General features: G+C 57.8%; 22 protein-coding genes. 4 read left to right on the top strand and 18 right to left on the bottom strand.

All coding sequences use genetic code 11. The annotated features are described in order from the left end of the window. The first annotated feature begins 34 nt into the window (after positions 1–34). Positions 35–1,288, top strand: coding sequence for a D-amino acid dehydrogenase (locus tag OZ656_RS14675; protein WP_023009140.1), 1,254 nt, complete (start codon positions 35–37; stop codon positions 1,286–1,288). Positions 1,289–1,370: 82 nt separating this feature from the next. Here the strand turns inward: OZ656_RS14675 and OZ656_RS14670 are convergent, their stop codons facing one another. The 15 genes from OZ656_RS14670 to OZ656_RS14600 all read right to left on the bottom strand — a co-directional run bounded on the left by OZ656_RS14670 (position 1,371) and on the right by OZ656_RS14600 (position 15,119). After that, positions 1,371–3,017: a fatty acid--CoA ligase gene (locus OZ656_RS14670; RefSeq protein ID WP_153741002.1), complete on the bottom strand. Its 1,647-nt coding sequence runs from the start codon at positions 3,015–3,017 to the stop codon at positions 1,371–1,373. Positions 3,018–3,080: 63 nt separating this feature from the next. Then, positions 3,081–3,362, bottom strand: coding sequence for a pyrimidine/purine nucleoside phosphorylase (locus tag OZ656_RS14665; protein WP_011786306.1), 282 nt, complete (start codon positions 3,360–3,362; stop codon positions 3,081–3,083). 66 nt (positions 3,363–3,428) lie between these two features. Beyond that, positions 3,429–3,839 (bottom strand): monovalent cation/H(+) antiporter subunit G, encoded by a 411-nt coding sequence (gene mnhG / locus OZ656_RS14660; RefSeq protein WP_153741003.1) that lies wholly within the window; start codon positions 3,837–3,839, stop codon positions 3,429–3,431. Continuing rightward, positions 3,832–4,104 (bottom strand): monovalent cation/H+ antiporter complex subunit F, encoded by a 273-nt coding sequence (locus tag OZ656_RS14655; RefSeq protein ID WP_011786304.1) that lies wholly within the window; start codon positions 4,102–4,104, stop codon positions 3,832–3,834. The genes mnhG and OZ656_RS14655 overlap by 8 nt, the downstream gene beginning before the upstream one ends. Before the next feature lie 10 nt (positions 4,105–4,114). Then, a complete protein-coding gene (locus tag OZ656_RS14650; protein WP_153741004.1) occupies positions 4,115–4,588 on the bottom strand; it encodes a Na+/H+ antiporter subunit E in 474 nt (157 codons plus the stop codon). Then, positions 4,585–6,099: a Na+/H+ antiporter subunit D gene (locus OZ656_RS14645; RefSeq protein ID WP_153741005.1), complete on the bottom strand. Its 1,515-nt coding sequence runs from the start codon at positions 6,097–6,099 to the stop codon at positions 4,585–4,587. The genes OZ656_RS14650 and OZ656_RS14645 overlap by 4 nt, the downstream gene beginning before the upstream one ends. Further along, positions 6,096–6,443, bottom strand: a complete 348-nt coding sequence (locus OZ656_RS14640; RefSeq protein WP_153741006.1) for a Na+/H+ antiporter subunit C — start codon at positions 6,441–6,443, stop codon at positions 6,096–6,098. Before OZ656_RS14640 ends, OZ656_RS14645 begins: the two co-directional genes overlap by 4 nt. Positions 6,444–6,477: 34 nt before the next feature. Further along, complete coding sequence (locus OZ656_RS14635; protein ID WP_153741007.1) at positions 6,478–6,903, bottom strand: Na+/H+ antiporter subunit B; 426 nt, start codon at positions 6,901–6,903, stop codon at positions 6,478–6,480. Further along, the gene (locus tag OZ656_RS14630) at positions 6,900–9,209 is read right to left on the bottom strand and encodes a putative monovalent cation/H+ antiporter subunit A (protein ID WP_153741008.1); all 2,310 of its coding nucleotides are present in this window, start codon (positions 9,207–9,209) and stop codon (positions 6,900–6,902) included. Before OZ656_RS14630 ends, OZ656_RS14635 begins: the two co-directional genes overlap by 4 nt. A gap of 121 nt (positions 9,210–9,330) precedes the next feature. Then, positions 9,331–9,663 (bottom strand): Na+/H+ antiporter subunit G, encoded by a 333-nt coding sequence (locus tag OZ656_RS14625; RefSeq protein WP_153741009.1) that lies wholly within the window; start codon positions 9,661–9,663, stop codon positions 9,331–9,333. Between the two features lie 15 nt (positions 9,664–9,678). Continuing rightward, a complete protein-coding gene (locus OZ656_RS14620) occupies positions 9,679–9,948 on the bottom strand; it encodes a K+/H+ antiporter subunit F (RefSeq protein ID WP_011786297.1) in 270 nt (89 codons plus the stop codon). Further along, positions 9,945–10,433 (bottom strand): Na+/H+ antiporter subunit E, encoded by a 489-nt coding sequence (locus OZ656_RS14615; RefSeq protein ID WP_023009135.1) that lies wholly within the window; start codon positions 10,431–10,433, stop codon positions 9,945–9,947. Before OZ656_RS14615 ends, OZ656_RS14620 begins: the two co-directional genes overlap by 4 nt. Then, the gene (locus OZ656_RS14610; RefSeq protein WP_153741010.1) at positions 10,433–11,950 is read right to left on the bottom strand and encodes a monovalent cation/H+ antiporter subunit D; all 1,518 of its coding nucleotides are present in this window, start codon (positions 11,948–11,950) and stop codon (positions 10,433–10,435) included. Before OZ656_RS14610 ends, OZ656_RS14615 begins: the two co-directional genes overlap by 1 nt. Then, a complete protein-coding gene (locus OZ656_RS14605) occupies positions 11,947–12,318 on the bottom strand; it encodes a Na+/H+ antiporter subunit C (protein WP_011786294.1) in 372 nt (123 codons plus the stop codon). The genes OZ656_RS14610 and OZ656_RS14605 overlap by 4 nt, the downstream gene beginning before the upstream one ends. After that, complete coding sequence (locus OZ656_RS14600) at positions 12,318–15,119, bottom strand: monovalent cation/H+ antiporter subunit A (protein WP_153741011.1); 2,802 nt, start codon at positions 15,117–15,119, stop codon at positions 12,318–12,320. Before OZ656_RS14600 ends, OZ656_RS14605 begins: the two co-directional genes overlap by 1 nt. 351 nt (positions 15,120–15,470) lie before the next feature. Here OZ656_RS14600 and OZ656_RS14595 point away from each other — a divergent pair, with 351 nt between their 5' ends. Then, entirely contained in the window at positions 15,471–17,525 is a 2,055-nt protein-coding gene (locus OZ656_RS14595) for an NADPH-dependent 2,4-dienoyl-CoA reductase (protein WP_273030446.1), read from the top strand. A gap of 66 nt (positions 17,526–17,591) precedes the next feature. Here OZ656_RS14595 and OZ656_RS14590 read toward each other — a convergent pair whose 3' ends face one another. Continuing rightward, positions 17,592–17,756 carry a hypothetical protein gene (locus tag OZ656_RS14590; protein WP_011786291.1) on the bottom strand — a complete coding sequence of 55 codons (165 nt, stop codon included), beginning with the start codon at positions 17,754–17,756 and terminating at the stop codon, positions 17,592–17,594. Between the two features lie 140 nt (positions 17,757–17,896). Then, positions 17,897–18,889 carry a GlxA family transcriptional regulator gene (locus OZ656_RS14585; RefSeq protein ID WP_273030445.1) on the bottom strand — a complete coding sequence of 331 codons (993 nt, stop codon included), beginning with the start codon at positions 18,887–18,889 and terminating at the stop codon, positions 17,897–17,899. Positions 18,890–19,179: 290 nt separating this feature from the next. On the opposite strand from OZ656_RS14585, the gene OZ656_RS14580 reads away from it, so the two are divergent. Continuing rightward, the gene (locus tag OZ656_RS14580; RefSeq protein ID WP_379944684.1) at positions 19,180–20,982 is read left to right on the top strand and encodes an acyl-CoA dehydrogenase; all 1,803 of its coding nucleotides are present in this window, start codon (positions 19,180–19,182) and stop codon (positions 20,980–20,982) included. Between the two features lie 425 nt (positions 20,983–21,407). Then, a complete protein-coding gene (locus tag OZ656_RS14575; RefSeq protein WP_379944683.1) occupies positions 21,408–22,187 on the top strand; it encodes a crotonase/enoyl-CoA hydratase family protein in 780 nt (259 codons plus the stop codon). A 239-nt stretch (positions 22,188–22,426) separates the two neighbouring features. On the opposite strand, the gene OZ656_RS14570 is transcribed toward OZ656_RS14575, so the two are convergent. After that, positions 22,427–23,698 (bottom strand): alkane 1-monooxygenase, encoded by a 1,272-nt coding sequence (locus OZ656_RS14570; RefSeq protein WP_278350301.1) that lies wholly within the window; start codon positions 23,696–23,698, stop codon positions 22,427–22,429. Between the last annotated feature and the right edge of the window lie 135 nt (positions 23,699–23,833).

Here is a 23,833-nt window from a genome sequence, read left to right as displayed (position 1 = left end):
AGCTACCACAGTTGATCAATCAGGGGAGGCAGGCATGCACATAGCGGTACTTGGGGCAGGCGTCGTTGGTATCACCACCGCGTGGTACCTGCAGAAACAGGGGCACCAGGTAACCGTGGTCGACCGACAGAACCAGTCAGGACTGGAAACCAGCTACGCCAATGGCGGGCAGGTATCGGTGTCCCATGCCGAGCCGTGGGCCAATCCTTCGGCGCCCCTGAAAGTCGCAAAATGGCTTTTCCAGCCGGATGCCCCACTGTTGTTCCGGCCCCGGCTGGATCTTTACCAGTGGCGCTGGGCGCTGTCGTTCCTGGCTCAGTGTACCTCTGCCAAAGCCGCCCATAATATCCGCCAGATGGTCAATCTCGGTACTTACAGCCGTTCATGCCTGCAGTCACTGCGAGACGAACTGAAGCTCGATTATGACCAGTTAGCCAAGGGCATTCTGCATTTCTACACCAACCCTGCCGAATTCGATGCGGCCCTGGAACCTTCCCGCATCATGCGTGATCTGGGCTGTGACCGTCAGGTTATCGATGCTGGTCGTGCGGTTGAGCTGGAGCCGGCCCTTGAACCGATCCGTCATCGTATTGCCGGCGCGACTTACACCGCTGATGACGAAAGCGGCGATGCCCGAAAATTTACCCAGGCTCTGGCTGAGAAATGTAAAGAAGCCGGGGTGGCTTTTGAATATGGCACCGAAGTGCTGGGTTTTGATCGGGCGGGTGACCGGATCCTGGGAGTGCTGGCGCTCAAGGACGGCAAACACCACACGCTTCGGGCGGACAGCTATGTGTTGAGCCTGGGCAGTTTCAGTGCGGTACTTGCCCGCCAGCTCGGGATGTTCCTGAATATCTATCCGGCCAAGGGTTACTCTATTACCGTGCCGGTGAAAAACGAAGAAGCAGCTTTTAACGTCAGCCTGACCGACGATGAATACAAGCTCGTGTACTCGCGTCTGGGTGACCGAATGCGTGTCGCTGGCACGGCAGAACTGAACGGTTACCGTCGCGACCTGAACTTTACCCGTTGTCGGGCGATTGTCCGTCGGGCTGCGGAAGTCATGCCCGAGGCTGGCTATTGGGATCAGGCCGAATTCTGGACCGGTTTGCGGCCCGCAACGCCATCCAATGTGCCCTACATCGGTAAAAGCCACTTCAGCAATCTGTACCTCAATACCGGGCACGGTACCCTGGGCTGGACCCACTCCTGTGGCTCGGCGGCCGCTCTGGCGGATATTGTGGCTGGCAAGAGTCCCGAGGTGGACTTCACCTTCTCCGGTCTCTGAGCAGCCGACGATTCCGGCAGTGCACAAATAAAAACGCCGGCGTCTGTTGCCAGGACGCCGGCGTTTTTGCTTCCCCGGAAGATTAGTCTTTCAACTGATCTCGAATCAATTTCTTGTTGATCTTGCCGACGCTGGTCTTGGGAATGTCTTCCACAAAACGCATCTGCTCGGGAATCGCCCATTTATTAATGTCGCCACTGTCGACAAACTGTTGCAGGTGCTGCTTGATATCCTGCTCAGAGATGGATTCTCCGGGCTTCAGGGTGATCAGGGCGTAGGGACGTTCCCCCCATTTCTCATCGGGCACACCTACCACCGCAGCCCCGGCAACGGCAGGGTGCTGGCTGATCATGTTCTCCAGGTCGAGCGACGACAGCCATTCGCCTCCGGTCTTGATCACATCCTTGATGCGGTCTTTGATGGTCAGCGTGTTGTCCGGCTCCATGGAGGCGACATCACCGGTGTGCAACCAGCCTCCTTCCCACAGCTCCTCGCCTTTGTCCGGCTGTTTGAAGTAGCTCTGGGTCAGCCAGGGGGCCCGGGCGACCACTTCACCCTTGGCTTCGCCATCATGGGGTACCGGTTTGCCATCAGGATCGACAATTTCCAGTTCCACCATGGGCACGGCTTTACCGGTCTTCACCCGGATTGCGGTTTGCTGCTCCAGAGGCAGTTCAAAATCCGCCGGGGTGAGGTGCGTGGTGCTCAGCAGCGGGCAGGTTTCGGACATGCCGTAGCCGGTGAATATCTTGATGCCGAGTTTTGCCCCCGCATCGCACAGGCCCTTGGTCAATGCGCTGCCACCGATGAGCACATGCCAGTTGCTCAGGTCGGCGGTCTTGATGGACTCGGTGGCCATCATCATCTGCATGATGGTGGGCACGCAGTGGGAGAAACTGACTTTGTGCTCCTTGAGCAGATCCACCAGCAACTCGGGTTCATAGCGACCAGGATAGACCTGCTTTATTCCCATCATGGTGGCCGCGTAAGGCACGCCCCAGGCGTGAACGTGGAACATGGGCGTGACCGGCATATACACCGACGATGAACGCAACAGCGGCATTTCGTCGAAATGGGAGATGCTGCCGGCCATGGAAAGCGTATGCAGTACCAGCTGGCGGTGGCTGAAATACACGCCTTTCGGGTTACCGGTGGTGCCGGTGGTGTAGAAAGTGGTGGCGACGCTGTTCTCGTCGAAATCCGGGAAGTCGAAGTGGTCGCTGGCCCCCGCGAGCAGGGCTTCGTACTCGCCGTGGGTGTCGAAAGAGGCGTTGCCCGGCTTGTCGCTGTCGGTTACCTGAATCCAGGTTTTGACGGTTTTGATCTCGTCTTTCACGCCCTCGATGATGGGCAGGAAGTCATCGTGCACCAGTACCGCGTCGTCTTCGGCGTGGTTCATGGTGTAAACGATCTGCTCCGGCGACAGGCGCACGTTGACCGTGTGCAGTATGGCGCCAATCATCGGAATCGCAAAGAAACACTCCAGGTACCGTGGGGTATCCCAATCCATCACAGCCACGGTATCGCCGGGTTTTATACCGGCATCTGTCAGGGCATTGGCAAGTCGATGGATGCGTTCGACAAGGTCCTTGTAGGTGTACTTGCTGCGATCGGCGTAAACGATTTCCTGGTCCGGGTTGTAGCGGGGGCCGGACATCAGTAACCGCTTGATCAGGAGCTGGTACTGGTGGGCATTGTCAGCCGGTTTGAGAATTCGGGGTTGAGCCATGTTGTTGTCCTCTTTCTCTGCTTATGTTTGTTGTCACGGTAAGAAAGACGGGCTGAGTGGGGCTTATCCGTAGGTACAGAGATAAGCAGTATCGGCATCCGTTTTTGCTTTGAAGCTTGCTTGCCCCGCTACCTCAAAGCTCTCGCCGGCGCCGAAAGTTTGCCAGTCTTGCTGGCCTGGCAGCAGCACGGTCAGTTCACCGCTGACGACCGTCATGGTTTCTTTTTCTGAGGTGCCGAATTCGTATTCTCCGGCACTGATAACACCGATTGTGGCAGGCAGTGTGCTGGACTGGAAAGCCACTGATTTTACCTTGCCATCGAAGTATTCATTGACTGTCAGCATGTCTGGTATTCCTTGAAATGGTTTGCAGCCTACTATACTGGAAATTCCTGTGCTGCCAATCACAAACTATTGGTTTGAGGTACCTTTTCCAGTTCGGGTTGGCTGCCCGTGCTTTAGCTCCTCGAGCCCGCTATTGAGTTTGTGGGTAACCGGGTCATATCGTTCCTGCAGCTCATCCTTGATGGTGCCGGCCCAGAGTTTGGTGCCGGTGAAATAACCGGCCCGGCCTATGACATGAGCGGCGATCGGAGCTGTCAGAAAAATGAAGATAACAATGGCAACCGCCCGCGCGGCCACGGTACTGTCCCCGAAATAGAACGCCACGCCACCCATGGTCATCATGGCGCCCAGGGCACCGGCTTTGGTGGTGGCGTGCATGCGGGTGGGGAGGTCGGGCAACCTCAGAACGCCGATGGCGGCCAGTACCATGAAAGCAGCGCCCACCAGGAGCAGGACCGATACCAGTATTTCAATCATTCTTTACGCCTCCCCGCTCGACGAATCTGGCGAAGCCGATGGCTGCCAGAAAGGCAGTCAGAGCGATAACGATGGCAACATCCAGAAAACTGGCCACGCCGGTGTCAATCGCGTGCACTCCCACATAGCCGACCACGATGGAGGCGATCAGCTCCAGTGCGACCACCCGGTCCGGCAGGGATGGCCCCCGGGTGAGCCGAATGAAGGCGAAGAGCAACGCCAGTGACAGCATGAGATAGACAATATTGATCACCACATTCAGCATGACTGGCCTCCTAGCGCGTCACCTTCAGGATTCGGCGTTCGAGTTCTCTCAGGTCGTTTCTGAGCTGCTCTTCGTCGTGAAGAAACATGGCGTGGATAAACAGCACCTTCCGATCGTCAGAGACATCCAGGCTCAGTGTCCCGGGTGTGAGAGAAATGACACTGCTGACAAACAGAATTTCCATGTCGGTCTCAGCCCGGAGCGGAAACGCGATCACCCCCGGCTTCATATGCCAGACGGGCGTTGCGATGTCATAGGCGACCCGCAGATTCGACTTCACCAGTTCTTTCAGAAAATACAGCAGGAAAGCGACAAGGCGGGGTATCCGGCGGGAATACCCTTTCAAAACCGGGACCTGTTTTTGCAGCACCATGAGGGCGACATAGCCAAAGATAAAACCAGCGAGCAGGTTCATGGCTGTGATACTGCCCGTGAGGGTTACCCACGCGAGCGCCAGCAACAGGTTCCAGAACAGACCGATCATTCAGGCTGCCCTCCCAGAACGGCTGCGATGTAAAGCTGCGGGTTCATCAGCTGTTCGGCGGCGGATTCTGCAAGCATGTATATGGGCTGACCATAGAGGCCGATAATCAGAGTGCACACCGCAAGCGCCACCACCGGGGTGTAGTAGGCCCAACTGCGTTTTTCCCTGATCTCACCATTGAGCCGGCGCACATCAGTAACGTGCTCCGGGACTTTCTTCCAGAACACTTCCGCCCAGATCTTGATCATGGAGTAGAGCGTCAGCAAGCCCACCAGCAGGGCGACCGCTGCGACAAGATATTCGCTGGATTCCAGTGTGGCACGGACAACAACGAACTTGGCGAAAAAGCCGGACAAGGGCGGAATACCTGCCAGCGACAGGGCCGGAATCAGGAATAGTAACGCCAGGTAAGGGCGCTGCCGATACACGCCACCCAGGTCTTTCAGCTCATAGCTGCCCAGCAGGCGATAGGTGATGCCGCTCACCAGGAACAGATTCGTTTTAACGATGATGTGATGCATGATGTAAAACACACCGCCAATCAGCGCCAGGGGCGTAAACAAGGCTAGTCCCAGAAGCATGTAGCCGATCTGGCTGACGATGTGGAAGGACAGAATCCTGCGGAACTCGAACTGTGCGGCGGCGCCGAGTACACCGGTCAGCATGGTCAGTGCCGCCGCCCAGAGCAGGATGGTGTGGGTGTATTCCACATCCTGGGTGAATATCAGTGTAAATACCCGATAGAGCGCATACACCCCGACCTTCGTCAGCAATCCCGCAAACAGTGCGGATACTGCGACCTGAGGGGTGTGGTACGAGGCCGGGAGCCAGAAAAACAGTGGGAATGCCGCCGCCTTGATGCCAAACGACACCATGAACATCAGCGACACAACGGTGATCATGCCGGGATCTTCAACCCGGCTTACCTTCTGGGCGATATCCGCCATGTTGAGGGTGCCCACCATGCCGTACAGCAGGCCGACGGCTGACAGGAATAGGGCCGATGAAAACAGGTTCAGGGTAACGTATTTGATGGCGCCTTCCATCTGGGCTCGCTCGCCACCGAGGGTGAGCAGGGCGAATGAGGCCAGTAGCATGACCTCAAACCAGACGAAGAGGTTGAAAATATCGCCGGTCAGAAAGGCGCCAGCGACTCCGGCAAGCAACAGGTGCATCAGCGGGTAGTAGCCGAATCTTTCATGCCCCGGAGGCGTTGAAGCCAGAGAATAGACGGCGATGGCGAGCCCGATCATGCCAGTCAGCACAATCATGATGGCGCTGAGGATGTCCGCTACCAGCACAATACTGAACGGTGCCGGCCAGCTGCCCATTTCCACCACCAGGAAACCTTTGTCGATGGTTGAACGCAGCAGCCAGATGCTGGCAACAAGCAAAAGAGCGGTGGCCACCACGGCAACCAGGCGTTGCAGCTGAACCGAGCGCCACAGCGCCAGGGACAGGGCACCGGCGGTCAGGGGGATCAGGATCGGGAGAACAACTTCCAGGCTCAAGTGTCGGTATCCTTCATCTTGTCCAGATCATCGGTGCCTACTACCTCGTAGGCCCGGCGGATCAGAACCACGGCAAAAGCCAGAACACTGAATGCGATCACAATGGCCGTAAGGATGAGCGCCTGGGGTAGCGGATCTGCCACCGTTCCAGCCACCTGTTTCGCGCCGTCGGCTATGAGAGGCGGTGCGCCCCGGGTAAGCCCCGACACTACAAAAATCAGCAGGTTTGCCGCGTTACTCAGAATGATCAGGCCAATTACGATTTTCACGATCGAGCGCCTGAGCATCATGTAGATGCTGGCCGCGAAAAGGGTGCCAACCACCAGTGCCATCAGGCTCCCCATTGCAAGGCTCCCCGTTCCAAAAAGTGTGTTCGACTCATCCCTCAACCTCCATCAGACCGATCACGAATGTCATCAGTGTGCCAAGGACCGCCAGATACACGCCAATGTCGAAGACGAGTACGGTCGATAGCTTCAGGTAGCTGTCACCGGGCAGCGGAAGCTCCCACCAGTGGGCAGTCAGCATGGCCTGGCCGGAAAGCAGGGCCGGAATGGTTGAGGCCAGTCCGAACAGCAGGCCGGCTGCCAGGAGATCTTTGGGGTGCACCCTGAGGAGTTTCCGGGTAGCTTGCGCGCCGAAGGAGAAGGCATAGAGGACAAACGCGCTTGCGGCGACCAGGCCGCCGATGAAGCCGCCGCCAGGTTCATCGTGCCCGCGCAACAGCAGGAAAACCGAGAACATCAGTTGCAGCGGCATGATCGCCAGTGCCGCGGTGTGAAGGATCAGGGTATTGGGTTTCATGACTTGTACTGATCCTCCGCCCTGAGCTTGATCATGGAGTAGACGCCAATTGCTGAAAGGCCCAGTACAAAGATTTCTCCGAGGGTGTCCAGTTGCCGGAAGTCCACCAGAATGACATTGACGATATTCTTGCCAAACGCCAGGGTGTAGCTGTTTTCAACGTAGTAACTGGAAATACTGTCAAAGTACTGAATATCCAGTACCGCCATCATAATGAGTGTCATCACCACGCCTGCAAACACTGCGACAGACAGGTCCCGGTAACGTTCCCAGGAAGAGGAGAGCTTGGCGAACGGTGGCAACCGAAACAGTACCAGCACCAGCAGGATGACGGTGAGCGTTTCCACCAGCAGTTGGGTGATACCCAGATCCGGGGCACTGAAGTGAATGAAGGTCAGGGCCACACCAAACCCTGCAACCCCCAGCGACGCCACAGAACTAAGGCGGGATCGGGTGACACAGGCAAAAACCGTCGCCGCGACAATCAGCAGCGCGATGCCCCATTCGTAGAAAAAACTGTCGCTGAAGTCGAAATCCAGCTGCAGACCGTGCCGCGTCAGCAGCGTGAAGCCCGTCAGAGAAAACGTGACAAGAACCAGAACCAGTAAATAGGTGCCGAGCACGCCGTTCTGCAGGATTCGTGTCTGCCAGCCAGCAACCTGACTGATCCCTTCCATTAAGCGGAAATAACCGGCTTCCGGGCCGAATCGGCTGGCTGCGGTATTCATCGCATACAGGGTTGGCTGAAGTCTGTGCCAGGCCGCCACGAGGAACGAACCTGCCAGGAGACTGAGACCGGAAAGCATCAATGGAATGTTAATGCCATGCCAGAGGGCGAGGGCAGTTTCCACCGGGTAGCCGGAAATGGCCGAAATAGCCGCATCCAGAACCAGACTGGCGGGTAAAGATGGCATGACGCCGAAGATCAGGGCCAGCAGTGTCAGCACACCGGGGCCGACGAGCATCGCAAACGGAGCCTCGTGGGGCAGTTTGGGTGTTTTGACAACCGGGCCGAAAAAAGGCTTGATAATCACCAGGCCGGCGACGGCTACCACAAGAATGGCCGAGAGAACGGCTGCCACCAGCAGCCCGGTTTGCCATACCGGCGCATTCAACAACGACTCCAGCAACAGCTCCTTCGCCACGAAACCGAACAACGGCGGCAGGCCCGCCAGCGATAAGGCCGTGAGGCCGGTGATCACGGCTGTTTTGGGCATGCGATGCCTGAGGCCGCCCATCCTGGTAATGTCTTTGGTGCCGGTTTCGTGGTCCAGTGCGCCGGCGAGCATAAACAAGGCGCCCTTATACAGCGAGTGGGCCACCAGGAAACAGATGAAAGCTGTGATGGCCAGTTCCGTCCCCACGCCCACCAGCATGGTCAGGGTGCCCAGCGCCATCACCGTGGAATAGGCCAGAACCTTTTTGATGCCGGTGCTGCTGTAGGCAAGATAGGCGCCGGTGAGCATAGTGACGGCACCAAACACCAACAGCGAGCCGCTCCACAGCATGTCTCCGTTCATTGACGGGTTCAGGCGGGCCAGCAGATACACACCTGCCTTCACCATGGTGGCGGAATGCAGGTAGGCCGAAACCGGGGTGGGGGCAGCCATGGCGTTCGGTAACCAGAAGTGGAAAGGCACCTGCGCGGATTTGGTAAAGGCGCCAATCAGTATGCAGACTGCTGCCGCGGTGTAATACGGGTGCTCATGAATGGACAGTTCTGTCGCCAGAAGGCCCGAGAAGGAGGAATCCCCGGTGATAAAAATCAGCAGGATCAGGCCCGCCATCAACACGAGCCCGCCACCGGCGGTTACGAACAGGCCCTGGAGCGCACACTTTCGTGCCTCGGCATCTTCATGGTTGAAGCCGATCAGCATGTAGGAAGTGATGCTGGTCAGTTCCCAGAACACAAAAAAGGTAATGAGATTGTCCGAAAGCACCAGTCCAAGCATGGATGCCATGAAAGACAGCATGATGACATAGAACCGGGCGAGGTCTTTGTGGCCTTTCAGGTAAGAACCGGCGTAGATCAGAATGAAGGTGCCGATGCCGCTGATCAAAAGGGCAAACACCAGGGACAGGCCATCGACCATGAAGTCCAGGGTTATCCCGAGCCCCGGCATCCAGGGCGTTTCAATCAGGAGCCTTTCACCACCACGGATCGTGGGAATCAGGCTGGCGAAGTAAGCTGTGAGGGAAGCGGGGAGCAGAGCCAATACCCAGCCAATGTAACTGCCTGCCAAACGATAAAGCGCCGGTACCGCGACCGCCAGCAAAAAACCGGATAGCACAGCCAGTAACATCATGGGAGATGGCTCCTTTAAGGCCTGACTTTAAGTGTTTTTACAGATTCTGGTTGCCGGTAGCCCTTTGATAAATACGATCCTTTTTTACAAAAGGCTCACCGAGCCCATGGTTGCAGGGGACTCACTGATCCCAGCTTTGACCGCGAGTGTTCTCAGAGGTTCTGACTTCCAGGTGCATCGCGGCTTTTGCCAGGAAGTTGGCGCTGATGGGCGCCGTCATGAACAGGAACGCCGTGATCAGGATTTCCTCTATCCCGATGCCTCGTCCAAGCGTGCTGAAGTAAATCACGGAGCTGATCACGATGGCGCCAACGCCAACCGTGGTGGCTTTGGTTGGGCCGTGTAGTCGGGTGTAGAAATCCGGCAGTCGAGCCAGACCAATGGCACCGATCAGGGTAAAAACGCCACCGATAATCAGCATGGCGGAAATGGCGTATTCTGCGAAGGTGCTCATAGGGTGTCCTCCGGGTTATTCAATGACGCTGCCGCGCTTGAGGTATTTGGCCATGGCGACGGTTCCAACAAATCCCATAACCGCAATCAGCAGCGCAGACTCCAGATACATGCGTGTTTTCAGCGTGATGCCCAACAGAATGATCAATGCGATGGCGTTAATGTAGAGGGTGTCCAGCGCCAGTATCCGGTCCGGCGCATCCGGGCCCTTGATCAGGCGGTACACGTTCAGCAAGGCGGCCAGCGTGACCATGGCAATGGTGATGTAGAGCGCGGTTAGCATCATTGGAACATCTCCAGCAAAGGCTTTTCGTACCGGTTCCGGATAGTGTCGATGACTTCCTGCTCGTCCTCGGCGTCCAGGGCATGAATCAGCAGCAGTGTGTTGTCATCGCTCACATCCGCGCTAACGGTGCCCGGCGTCAGGGAAATGGTGCTGGCTAGAATGCTGATAGCCAGCGGATCCTTGAGTTCCAGGGTGTAGCAGATGAACATCGGGCGTGGTTCGCGAGGGCTCAGTATCAGCCTTGCCACATCAACGCTGGCGACCACAATGTCCCACAGAACCCGCAACAGGTAGGCGGGTGTCTTCCAGGCCTTGAGCAAGGTGGGTGGATCTGGCCAGAAACCCTGGGTCATCAGGGGGATTATCCAGGCCAGGATCAGCCCAAGAACAATACTACCGCCACTGATGCCGTCACTCAGAAACTGCCACATGACGAACAGGGTCAGGCTCAGCCAGGGGTGGGGAAACCTCAGTCGATCAAGCATCAGTCATCCTCCCCGACCATAGGCATCTGCAGGATTTCGATATAGGCATTGTTATTGTGTAGCTGTTCGGCCGTTGCATCGGTATAGCGTGTTATTGGACCGGCAAACACGACCAGGACGATCGCCAGTGCGGTGAGTGCGCCTGCTGCTACAGAAATCCGACCATTCAATGGGTCCGGCTTTTCCAGGTGACCGTCGACGGTTCGCCAGAAAACAATACTGCCGGCCCGACTGTAGGCAATGATTGTGAGGAAGCTGCCAACCAGCAGCACTGACCAGAGCCAGGCCATTTCGAAACCGGGCTCAACGGACTGTAGAATCAGCAGCTTGCCAATGAAGCCGCTGAGCGGAGGCAACCCGGCGGCGGCAACGGCACCGATCAGAAACAGCACGCTCAGGAAGGTGCGGTTATGCATCCTGGGCGCGGTGATGATGCGATCGTTCGCGCTGCCGCGCTGGTTGGCTATCAGTTCCGATACAAGGAACAGGCCGCCGACGGTCCAGGTCGTGCTGAGCATATAGAATAAGGCGGCAGACAGGCCGGCTTCGGAGCCCAGAGAGATGGGAGCCAGCAGGGTGCCCACGGATATGATCACCTGCCAGGCCACAAGCGTCTTCAGGCTACCAGAGCCCAGAGCGCCTATGACGCCCATGGCCAGGGTGGCCAGAGCGATCGGGAACAGCCAATCCATGCCGAGATTGGCAAGCTCACCGGCTTCGTCGCCAAACACCAGCGGGTATACCCGCAGGATGGCGTAGATGCCCACCTTGGTCATGACCGCAAACAGAGCCGCAACGGGCGCCGTGGCTTTGGAGTAGGCACGGGGCAGCCAGAAACACAGCGGCAGAATGGCGGCCTTCAGGCCAAAGACTACCAGCAGCATCATGCCGCCGGCCTTGACGATATTCAGGCTTTCACCGGTTACCTGGGGAACCTTGACCGCAAGGTCTGCCATATTCAGGGTGCCGGTGACGCTGTAGATCATGCCTACACTGATCAGGAAGATCGCCGAGCCGATCAGGTTGAGAACCACGTAGTGGAGGCCAGGCACAGTCCTTATGGTGCCTCCACCATGCATCAGCAGGCCGTAGGATGCGATCAGCAGCACCTCGAAGGCAACGAAAAGGTTGAACAGGTCACCGGTCAGGAAGGCGATGTTGAGGCCCATCAACTGGAACAGGAACAGGGCGTGGAACTGTCGGTTACCCTCGTCGGCGCCGCCGATGGCATACAGGTGGCAGAACAGGGCCAGAACGGAGGTCATGATCAGCATCAGCGCGGCCAGCCGGTCCAGAACCAGGACAATCCCGAACGGTGGCTGCCAGTTGCCAAAAGCATAAATGCGGTAACTGCCGTCGTTTGCCAGCACCAGAAGGACTATGGCCGAGACCAGGATCAGCACGGTGGTTGCCAGTGCCAGAGTCCGGCGCAGCGTGATGGGGGCATAGCCCATCAGTGCCTGCAGAATGCCGCCAAGCAGAGGAATCAGAATCGGAGCGGTAAGCCAATGGTTCATTTACCGGTTACCTCCTCGTCTTCCTGCTCCGGTGCTGGCGATTTATAGGGTTGTTTGCCATCAACATGGTCATCTTCGTTATCCGCAAGGTTTCGTAGCGACATCACCACCACAAAGGCCGTCATGGCGAAGCCAATCACGATGGCCGTTAAAACCAGCGCTTGCGGCAGCGGGTCGGCATAGCTTTCCGCTGTGCCGATAATCGGTTGCTTGCCGGTAGCCAGGCGTCCGGTGGAGAACAGGAAAAGGTTTACCCCATAAGACAGCAGTGTCAGGCCAACCACCACGGGGAACGTGCGCGCCCGCAGCAGAAGATAAACGCCGGAAGCAGTCAGTGCACCAATCACCAATGCATAGACAAGTTCCATTACGCGCCCTCCCTCTTGCTCTTGATGGCCGAATGCGGCGATATGCGGCCAATGGTCACCAGCGCCAACAGGGTGGCCCCGATTACCGTGAGATAAACACCCAGGTCGAACACCAGTGCTGAGGCTACCTCGAACTTGCCGACTACCGGCCAGGTGATATAGCCGAATGTTGAGGTCAGGAACGGATAGCCGAAGGCCAGGCTGGCTGCGCCGGCAATGGTTGCGAACAACAGGCCGAGGCCAATGACGTTGTGATATTTGAACGGAATCCGGTCCTGGGTCCAGTTCATGCCACTGGCAATGTACTGGAGGATCAGGGCTATCGAGGTGATCAGACCCGCGATAAATCCGCCGCCGGGCAGGTTGTGGCCACGCAGGAAGATGAATGCCGACACCATCAGGGACAGCGGCAACAGTGGCCGGGCGATCAAACGCAGCATTATCGGGTAGGCATCCCGGGACCAGGCATGGCCTTCGCCATCACTGGGTGGTGGCGTCAGTGGCGTATTTTTCAGCAGCGCGTAAATGCCCAGGGCAGCAATCGCCAGAACGGTGATTTCGCCCAGGGTATCAAAGCCCCGGAAGTCCACCAGAATGACGTTGACCACGTTGGTGCCGCCACCGCCCGGTTTGCTGTTCTCAAGGAAGAAATCGGAAATCGAACTGAACGGTTGCGTCAGCATGGCCAGGGTAACCAGAGTCATACCAATACCGGCAATACCCGCGATGGCGATATCCCGGAAGCGACGTTTCAGCGGGGTTTCCACGGGTGTCCAGCCAGGCATGTAGTAGAGTGCCAGCATGAGCAGAACAATGGTCACCACTTCCACCGACAACTGGGTCATGGCCAGGTCGGGCGCCGAGAAGCGGGCAAAAGCCAATGCCACGATCAGTCCCACCACGCTCAGTACAACCAGCGCGTAAAATCGCTGCCGGTGCACGGCTGCCGTCAACAGGGCGCAAATGATCAGCACGCCTGCGGCAATGGCCGTGGGCCAGTCCACAGGGCTCAGCCCGGTCTCGCCAACGAAGATGCCCAGATCCAGCAGCGGCATGGCAGCAACCGCCAGCACGCTGACCACAAGCAGCATGGCGTATCTTTGCAGAGAGCCGTTCTCGATTCTTGCCGTAAAGCCGTTCGCCAGGTCGACAATCCGCAGTACGATCGCTTCGAATACGGCCTTCTCGTCGATTTCCTTGAAGCGTGCGTGGAAATCAAAGAACTTCTGGCGCTGGCTATACATGATCAAACCGCCAAAGAAAGCCGCAAAACTCATGATCAGTGGCAGGTTAAAGCCATGGATAACCGCCAGTTGATAATCCGGCACCTCGCCGCCAAGGGTGGCGTGGGCGGCAGCGTATAGCAGAGGCCCGACCGATACCGCCGGAAACATGCCTACCATGATGCAGGCGAAGACCAGGATCTCCACCGGGATTTTCATGTACCGGGGCGGTTCGTGGGGCGGGTAGATGGGCAGATTGACGGGCTTGCCGTTAAAGAACACGTCGTGAATAAAACGTGCGGAATAGGCGACCGCAAAAATACCGGCCAGCGTGGCGACGATCGGCGGCAGCCAGGCCCAGATGCCGGGCAGATTCAGTTGCAGGGACTCGGCAAAGAACATTTCCTTGCTCAGGAAGCCGTTCAGCAGCGGAACCCCCGCCATGGATGACGCGGCCACCATGGCCAGAGTGGCCGTATGGGGCATGTATCGCCACAGGCCGTTAATCCGGCGCATGTCCCGGGTACCGGTTTCGTGGTCGATAATACCGGCGGCCATGAACAGTGAGGCCTTGAAGGTGGCATGGTTGATGACGTGGAATACCGCTGCCACCGCTGCCAGTTCGGTACCCATACCGAACAGCAGCGTGATCAGGCCCAGGTGGCTGACGGTGGAATGCGCCAGAAGCCCTTTCAGGTCGTGCTTGAACATGGCCACGTAGGCGCCAATCAGCAAAGTTGCCATGCCGGTAAAACTGACCATGTAGAACCATTGTTCCGTACCAGCCAATGCCGGGTACAAACGCGCCATCAGGAAAATGCCGGCCTTGACCATGGTGGCAGAGTGCAGGTAGGCCGAAACCGGCGTGGGCGCCTGCATGGCATGGGGCAGCCAGAAATGGAACGGGAACTGTGCAGACTTTGTAAACGCGCCCAGCAGTACCAGCGTCAGGGCGACGGGGTACATGGCGTGGGCTTTGATAACATCGCCGGCGGCCAGCACATCGTCCAGTTCAAAACTGCCGACAATGTTGCCGATGATCAGAATGCCCGCGAGCAACGCCAGCCCACCGCCACCGGTCACCGCCAGCGCCATGCGGGCGCCACGACGGGCGTCCTGTTTGTGGTTCCAGAAACTGATGAGCAGGAACGAGGTGAGACTGGTCAGTTCCCAGAAAATCATCATCAGCAAGAGATTGCTGGAGAGTACGATGCCCAGCATGGAGCCTTTGAAACAGAGCAGCAGCGCGTAAAACTTCCCGATATTCTCGGCCGGCTTCAGGTAATAGCGGGCATAGAGAATGATCAACACGCCAATAATCAGAATCAGCAGTGCGAACAGCAGAGACAGTCCATCGAGGCGGAAGCTGAAGGAAATGCCGATCGCCGGTAACCACTCCCAGGATTGCAGGACGGTGCCACCGTTGGCCAGTGTTTCCCAGTGCGGAAACAGGGCAGCCAGGGCAATAAGCGCCGGAACAGAAGAGGCAATCGCAATTGCTGTTCGCCCTCCAAGGGCAAACAGCGGGGCAGCTATAGCCCCCAGAAATGGCAGAAATACAACCAGCGGTAGCGACATCGCAACCTCGTTATCGGTGTTCTTTTACATGAGTACCAAAGGCGTGTTTGCCTGAGTCTAGTCTCCTACCAGCCACCGTGCACGATGAGCATCGGGATCGGGTCGGCATGGATCGGGTGGATTCAGCAGGAAACAGGCGGGTCCGGGAAATACGGAAGGCGTCCCCGATGCCGCGCGATGTCAGCGGTAACGGGTGGGCGGGTGATTCTAATGCAGCCGAAGGACCTTGCGGTCATGGTTGCTCCGTCAGTCAAACTTGAAATGCGATGATACGTGGCCCGTCGGTCAGGTCAAGTCAACTTGCCATTGATCAAGTGTATACTCCCGATAAATATTCGATGAGAGTGCGCCATGACCAACGCCTATCCCAACCTGCTGAAACCGCTTGAACTGGGGTTCACTGAGCTCAAGAATCGGGTGCTGATGGGGTCGATGCATACCGGCCTCGAAGACCGTTTCTGGAATATCCACAAGTTCGCCCGGTATTTTGCCGAACGGGCGGAAGGTGGCGTCGGGCTCATGGTAACCGGTGGCTTTTCTCCCAACCTGGTGGGGCAGCTGGCCCCGCTGGCGTCTACGATGAATAACCGTGCGACTGCTTTGCTGCATCGTCATGTGACCGGGGCCGTGCATGAAGCGGGCGGAAAAATCTGCCTGCAATTGCTTCACGCCGGTCGTTATGGTTATCAGCCGCTGATTGTGTCGGCCTCGGCCACCAAGGCACCGATCAGTCCGTTCAAGGCCAGAGCCCTCTCGACAAAAGGTGTGGAACGGCAGATCAATGACTTCGTGAATGCCGCCAAGCTGGCTAAATTCGCCGGCTATGACGGCGTTGAGGTGATGGGCTCCGAAGGTTATTTTATCAACCAGTTTCTGTGTGAGCGCACCAACAAGCGAACCGACAAGTGGGGTGGTCCCTACGAAAACCGAATGCGCTTGCCGGTGGAGATCGTTCGCCGCATGCGTGAGGCGGTGGGGCCGGAATTCATCATTATCTACCGCCTGTCCATGCTGGATCTGGTGGAAGGTGGTCAGACCTGGGATCAGATCGTCACTCTGGGCAAGGCCATCGAGAAAGCCGGGGCAACCATCATCAACACCGGTATTGGCTGGCACGAGGCTCGTGTTCCCACCATCGTGACCTCGGTACCCCGTGGTGGCTTTGCCGATGTGACGGCCAAGTTCTATGGCGAGGTGGACATTCCGGTGTGTACCACCAACCGCATCAACACCCCTGAAAAAGGCGAGGAAATCCTTGCTGCCGGAAAAGCTGATATGGTGTCCATGGCCCGCCCGCTGCTGGCAGACAGCGAGTTTGTCCGTAAGGCGGAACAGGGGCGCGGCGACGAGATCAACACCTGCATCGCCTGCAACCAGGCATGTCTGGACCATGTGTTCCAGGCCAAGCGCGCCTCCTGTCTGGTAAACCCGCGCGCCTGCCGCGAGACCGAACTGGTGCTCACGGTTGCGCCTGTGGTTCGACGCGTAGCAGTGGTTGGCGCCGGGCCCGCTGGATTGGCGGCAGCCACCACGGCAGCAAAACGGGGGCATCAAGTGACCCTGTTTGAAGCCGACGACAAGATTGGCGGCCAGTTCAATTACGCCAAACGCATCCCGGGCAAGGAAGAGTTCTATGAAACCCTGCGCTATTTCCAGCGTCAGATTGATCTGCTGGACATCGACCTGCGGCTCGAAACCCGCGTTGAGGCCAAAGACCTGATCGAACAGGGCTTTGACGACGTGATCATCGCCACCGGCGTCAAACCACGAACACCGAAGATTGAAGGCATCGACCACCCGAAAGTGCTTGGGTACCTGGATGTACTGCGCCACAACAAACCGGTGGGCAAGTCAGTTGCTGTGATCGGGGCGGGTGGTATCGGTTTTGATGTCAGTGAATTCCTGACTCACGACTTTGACAAACACCCGGAAGGTGAACAGGTGAGTGTGGCTGAATGGCAGGCGGAATGGGGGGTGAATCCCACGTTTGAGGGCCCCGGCGGCCTGGCTGAACGGGCGCAGACCCCATCGCCCCGCAAGATCTATCTGATGCAGCGTAAAACCGGCAAAGTCGGCGGCGGCCTGGGCAAAACCTCAGGCTGGGTGCACCGAAGCAGCCTCAAGCATCGCGACGTCGAAATGCTCCGGGGTTGCCGTTACGATCGAATCGACGATCAGGGCCTGCACATTACCCTGACCGACAAGGACGGAAAGACCGGTGAAACCAGAGTTCTGGCCGTGGACAACGTCATCATCTGCGCGGGACAGGAAAGCTATCGGGAACTGTTCGACCAGCTTGCTGATAAAGGCGTGAAAGCGCACCTCATTGGCGGTGCTGATGTGGCGGAAGAGCTGGATGCCAAGCGGGCCATCCGTCAGGGAACCGAAATTGCGGCAGCCATCTAAAAAGTGACCTGCTACGTCATCAGTTGACCGGAATTGGCGTTCGATAGCTGTTGTCTGGATAAATGGCTATCGAACGGTTTTCAGGGCATTGGAAATCGCCTCTGCTTCGGCTTCCAATACCTGGCAGCGCAGGCTGTTACCCTGCTGACTGGCCTGCGCGAGCTGCTTGCGCTTCATATCGTACAGCCGGTTAAGTACATCGGCCCGGCTCTGCTTCAACGGTGCGTTCATAGAAACGACCTCCCCCGAAGGGTTAAAACTGTCAAGATTATTTACGTACGGCGGCAAAAAAACGCCTACAAGACAGTTTGATGCATAACCCGCGCCACAGAAACGCTACCAAAGACTGAATTGTGACCTGTAACACCATACTATCGGCCGAATTTCGCCCGATAGGCGCCCGGTGAAAGCTTCGTATGCCGACGAAACAGCCGGCTGAACGAACTCACATCCTCGTACCCGACCGCCCGGGTGACCGACTCAAGCCCTTCCGTTGTGGATTCGAGTAGCCGGCGAGCTTCCTCCACCCGAAGCAGCTGCAGATAGGTGGACGGTGAATCCCCCGTCGCCTGCCGGAACCGACGTAACAGCGACCTTTCGGACAACCCGGCGAAGCTGGAAAGCTCTGGCAATGAAACCGGCTCTCTGAAATGCGCCTCCAGCCAATCCTGAACCTGGTGAATCACCTTGTCTGAATGGTATCGCTTGGCCTGCAGCACGCTATATGGCGCCTGGCTCGTGCGCCCGGCGTCAATCACAAACGCCTTCGCCAACTCCCGGGCCACCTGCGCACCTGCCAGCCGCTCCACCAGATACACCCCCAAATCCCACCAGGCCATACCACCCCCTGCGCACGCCACAGGGCCATCAACCGTGACCAGCTTGTCGGCATGGAGATTTACAGCCGGAAATTGCCGCCTGAACTGATCGCCAAACCCCCAATGCGTGGTGGCCTCCCGGCCATCCAGTAACCCCGCCGCCGCCAACAAAAACGACCCGGTACAATTACTGGCCACCCGAACATCGCCGGGCGTTGCATCCTGAAACTGAGAAAGCCACTGAATCAACGGACTGTTGGTTTGCAGAGCTTCATCAATAGGTGCACCAATGGTCGGAATAATCAGCAGGTCATCGGCACCCAGTTCGTCAACATCCTGCCAGGAACCATCCGCAAGCAAGGTCACGCCATTGATGCATCGGCAGGGCTCGCCATCCTCGGTCAGCAGACGGGTTCTGAACCATGCCGTCGGCTGCTCGCCATGAATTCGGGCCCAGGTCACTCCGGCCAGGCGAAACAGGTCGATCATACCGGTGATGGCGCTGGCCAGAGCTCCGTTAAAGCCGATGATAGTGACGGTTTTCACTGGGAAAATTCCTGTTTTCTGGCTTGTGGCGTTGCATGAACTGGCATGACGGCATTCTCTAAATCAGGCCGCTGGCATGGGGATTCTCTTCCGGGAGTGTGCGCAGCAGGGAAGCTGCGCTCAAGCCCTCAGGGATGGGTTCACGGCGTCTCCCGGAAGAGAATCCCCATGGCAGTGGCCGTCTTGCTAACGCAAAGGTTGGCGGAATCAGCCAAGAATAAGTCAGAAATGACAATTCCAACAACCATAGCCGTTATGAGACGCTATGGCCAATCAACAGGAGACCAAGAATGACCGACACCCTGATAGACCGCCGCGACCTCGCATTCCAACTCTACGAGGTGATGGACACCGAATCTCTCATCCAGCGCGAACGCTTCAGCGAACACAGCAAAGAAACCTTCGACGCCGTCATCGAAACCGCCGACAAAATGGCGAAAGAAAAATTCGCCAACCACAACAGTGCTGCCGACAAAGACGAACCCAAATTCGTCAACGGCCAGGTGGAAATGCTCCCGGACGTCAAACAGGCCTTCGATGCCTACGCCGAAGCCGGCTTCCTCGCTGGCCGATACGACTACGACCTCGGCGGCATGCAATTGCCGGAATCCGTCATGGCGGCCTGCAACGGCTTCTTCACCGCCGCCAATCCCGGCACCGCCGGCTACCCGTTTCTGACCACCGCCGCCGCCAACCTGATTCGTGTATTCGGCAACGACGAACAGAAAACCAAATTCCTGCCCAACATGCTCAGCGGTCGCTATAGCGGAACCATGGCCCTGACCGAGCCCCACGCCGGCTCCAGCCTGGCGGACATCCGCACCTCCGCCACGCCCACCGACGACGGCCACTACCTGATCAAAGGTGCCAAAATCTACATCTCCGGTGGCGAGCAGAGCATCACCGAAAACATCGTTCACATGGTGTTGGCCAAGATCAAAGGCGCTCCGGCCGGTGTGAAAGGCATCTCCCTGTTTATCGTCCCGAAATTCCATGTGGACGAAAACGGCAACCCCGGCGAACGCAACGGCGTCAGCCTGGCAGGCCTGATTCACAAGCTCGGCTACCGCGGCACCACTAGTACCGCCCTCAGCTTCGGCGACGATGCTCCCTGCCATGGTTACCTGGTGGGCGAGCCTCATCAGGGCCTGAAATACATGTTCCAGATGATGAACGAAGCCCGCATCGGCGTCGGTTTCGGCGCGGCGGTGATCGGTTACCGCGGCTACATGCACAGCCTGGAATACGCCAAAGACCGCCTGCAGGGCCGCAAAGCCAGCGAAAAGAACCCCGAAAGCCCGCAAGTGCCCATCATCGACCACGCCGACGTGCGCCGTATGCTGCTGGCCCAGAAAGCCTACAGCGAAGGCGGCTTGGCCCTGTGCCTGTATGGCGCCCGCCTGATGGACGACCAGCACACCCACCCGGATGAACAAAAGCGAATGGAAGCCGGCAAACTGCTGGACCTGCTCACCCCGGTGATCAAAGCCTGGCCTTCTGAGTACGGCCCCAAGGCCAACGACCTGGCGATCCAGGTTTATGGCGGCGCTGGTTACACAAGGGAATACCCGGTTGAACAATGCTGGCGCGACAACCGCCTGAACCCGATCCACGAAGGCACAAACGGCATCCAGGCCCTGGACCTGCTGGGCCGCAAAATCTGGCAGGACCAGAGCCATGGCCTGCAGCTGCTGATGCAGGAAATGCAGGTGGATCTGCAGGCGGCCACCACCGACCGCTGCCAGCAGTGGGCATTGTCTCTGAGTGAGACGTTGCAGCAGGCGGTGAAAGTCACCCAGAGCCTGGGCAAATCCCTGATGGGCGGCGAAGTCGACAAAACCCTGGCCAATGCCAGCTGCTACCTGCACCTGTTCGGGCACATCATCGTCGCCTGGATGTGGTTGCGGCAGGCTAATGCGGCTGCCAATGCCTTGGCTTCAGCCAACAGCGACAGCGAACGCAACTTCTACCAGGGCAAACTCCAGGCCGCCCAGTACTTCTTCCACTGGGAATTACCTACTGTGGCCCAGGATCTGGTGCTGCTTCGCAATCAGGATGATACGTGCTTGAACATGAAGGCCGATTGGTTCTAGCTCTGGAGTCTTGGTCCTGTTCGTAGCCTGCCTGTTTTGGTGGTAAGCACGTTCGGCCGGTGGGCCTTTCCGGGACACGCCCACGAGTACGTCCCTGTAGGCTCGTTTCGGGCCGTCCATGGCCCTCAACGGTCCCGGAAAGGCCCACCGGCCGAACGCGCCCGAGCACTGGTGCATTTCGCAGGCTCTGCAGACGTAGGGTTTAAGTCATCAAAAACTGACCAAAAGCAGCCCTGAATATTTAAACATTACTGCCAAGTTTGAGGCACGAGCGACGGGTAGAGCTTTCCGGGACTGTCTGCAGCAGGGATGCTGCAGTCAAGCGTACAGGGACGTATTCACAGCGTGTCCCGGAAAGCTCTACCCGTTGATCGTGCAAGCACCCAAACAAACAGGCTAGGTTCCCAAATTAGAGGACTCGAAAAATGCCACTGGTAAACGTAGAACAACAGGGTCACATCCTGAAGATCGGCCTGAACCGCCCGGAAAAAATGAACGCGATGAACCGGGCCATGTACCACGAAATCGCTGCCGCCTATTACCAGCTCCAGAACGACCCCGAACTGCGCGTCGCCGTGATGTACGCCGAAGGTGACCACTTCACCAGCGGCCTGCAACTGGACGACTGGGCCGGCGTATTCGCTAACGGTAAGGGTATCGAACCCGGCGAAGGTGAACTTGATCCGTTCCATATCACAGGCGAGGGACTTACCAAGCCGGTAGTCTTTGCCGCCCAGGGCATCTGCTTCACCTGTGGCGTTGAAATGATGCTCAACACCGACATCCGCGTGGCCGCCAAAGGCACCCGCTTCGCCCAGCTGGAAGTCAAACGCGGCATCTTCGCCTGCGGCGGCGCTACCATCCGTCTGCAAAGGGAAATCGGCTGGGGCAACGCCCAGCGCTACCTGCTAACCGGCGACGAATGGACGGCCGAGCAGGCGTATCAGTGGGGCTTGATTCAGGAACTGGTGGAGCCCGGGGAACAGTTCAACAAAGCGATGGAAATCGCTGAAAAGATCGCCAAAGCGGCCCCGTTAGGCGTTCAGGGCAGTCTGAAGTCGTCCAAGATTGCCGTTTCAGAAGGCCAGGAAGCGGCCAAGGAGCGCCTGTTCCCGGAACTACGTCCGGTCATGGCCAGCGAAGACGTAAAAGAAGGAATCCAGTCATTCCTGGAGAGAAGGGAAGCGGTGTTCAAAGGTAAATAGCTGGATTGGCCCGTCATTCAAAATCTCGTCCGTAGCGAATCGTAGGATCAACGACTATCCCACAGAAGCACAAGCAGCGGGCTGGGGCCACCCTTCCGGGAGTGTGCGCAGCAGGGATGCTGCGCTCAAGCCCCCATGGATGGGTTCACGGCGTCTCCCGGAAGGGTGGCCCCAACCCGCAGCCGGCACCATAACCGACAGGCTAGGGCCGGCAATCAAGCCAATAAATCAGTCAGATCTCAGGCAGCCTCAGACTCAGTTTTGCTTCCTGCTTTTCGGGCAGAGGCCTCAGCCGCCACTTTCGCAGCATAATCCGCATACTTGGCCATCAGCTCGTCCTTACGATCCGGATCCCAGTTGATCTTCGACAGATCCCCCTCGTAGTGATCAATCACCCGCTTATCCATCGTCTCGTACCACCACTGTGGCAGGTAAGCCGGCAACAACATCGACGCATAACCACCCGGCAACTGCGGCGCCTTCTCGAAATGCCTCAGGGCCTGATAACTCCGGGTTGGATGGGCGTGATGGTCAGAGTGCCGCTGTAACTGATACAGGAACAGATTGGTCACCACATGGTTGCTGTTCCAGCTGTGCTCGGGCTGGGTGCGTTCATACTTGCCGTTCTTGTCCTTCTGGCGCAGCAGGCCATAGTGCTCAATGTAATTCACACTCTCCAGCAGACTGGCCCCATATACCGCCTGCGCCGCCAGGAACGGCACCGCCCTCGGGCCGCAGGCCAGCGTAGTTGCACCAAAGAGCCCGGCACTCATGGCCCAGCCCTGCAGCAACTCATTGTCCAGGCTCCAGAAACCCTTGCCCTTGCGCTCAAGCCGCGCCTTCTCGATCTTCACCGCGGACTTCATGCCACCAAACACCGTGCGCGGCAGGAACTTCCAGAAACTCTCGCCCATCCGGCTGCTGGCCGGGTCTTCCGGCGTGGCAACCCGCTTGTGATGACCAAAATTGTGCTCAACCACGAAGTGGGTGTAGCCGGTCGGCGCCAGTGCCGCCATGGCCATCAACTTGTTCAGTTTGTTGGATTTGTGGCCCAGCTCGTGGGCGGTGTTGATGCCCACACCGTTGATTGCGCCCACCGTCAGGGTCAGGCCGATCTTGTCTTCGATCGGGGTTTTCTTGCGACTGGCCAGCCAGGCACCCATAACCGTCATGGCGTACTGGGTAGGAATAAAGGCTTTTACAATCCGGTCGTAGTACTTGTCCCGCTCCAGAGACCGCACGGCGGATTCCGGCGGGTTGCTCTTGTCTTCCCCGATTGCCCGGTCCAGCGCCGGGATAATGCCGTGCACCAGTGCCGGCCCGGTCCACGCCAGTGCCTTCAGCTTCCTGGGCGCCAGCGCGTATCCGGTCAAAGCGGCCAGGCCGATACCAGGCAGGGCAGGGCCCAGCAGCCACAGGTAACGCTTGGGATCTTTCCAGTCTTTTTCACCGGAGGCGGGAGTGGAATTGGCCGGTTGTTGCCCGACTGCTTGATTGGCCTTGGCGTTCATATCAGGGATCTCCGTTTTGTTCTTGGTTGTCCTCAATTTATGTCGGACAATCGGGCAATGCAACAATTTTGACGAATGTCATCGGAAGGTGGCCTGACATGACAATTCGGCCCCGGTTGGCGGATTCGGGATTTG

The sequence above is a fragment of the Marinobacter sp. LM1 genome, from assembly GCF_042763285.1.
Taxonomy (GTDB): Bacteria; Pseudomonadota; Gammaproteobacteria; order Pseudomonadales; family Oleiphilaceae; genus Marinobacter; species Marinobacter nauticus.
This window is presented reverse-complemented; position numbering and strand designations above follow the sequence as displayed.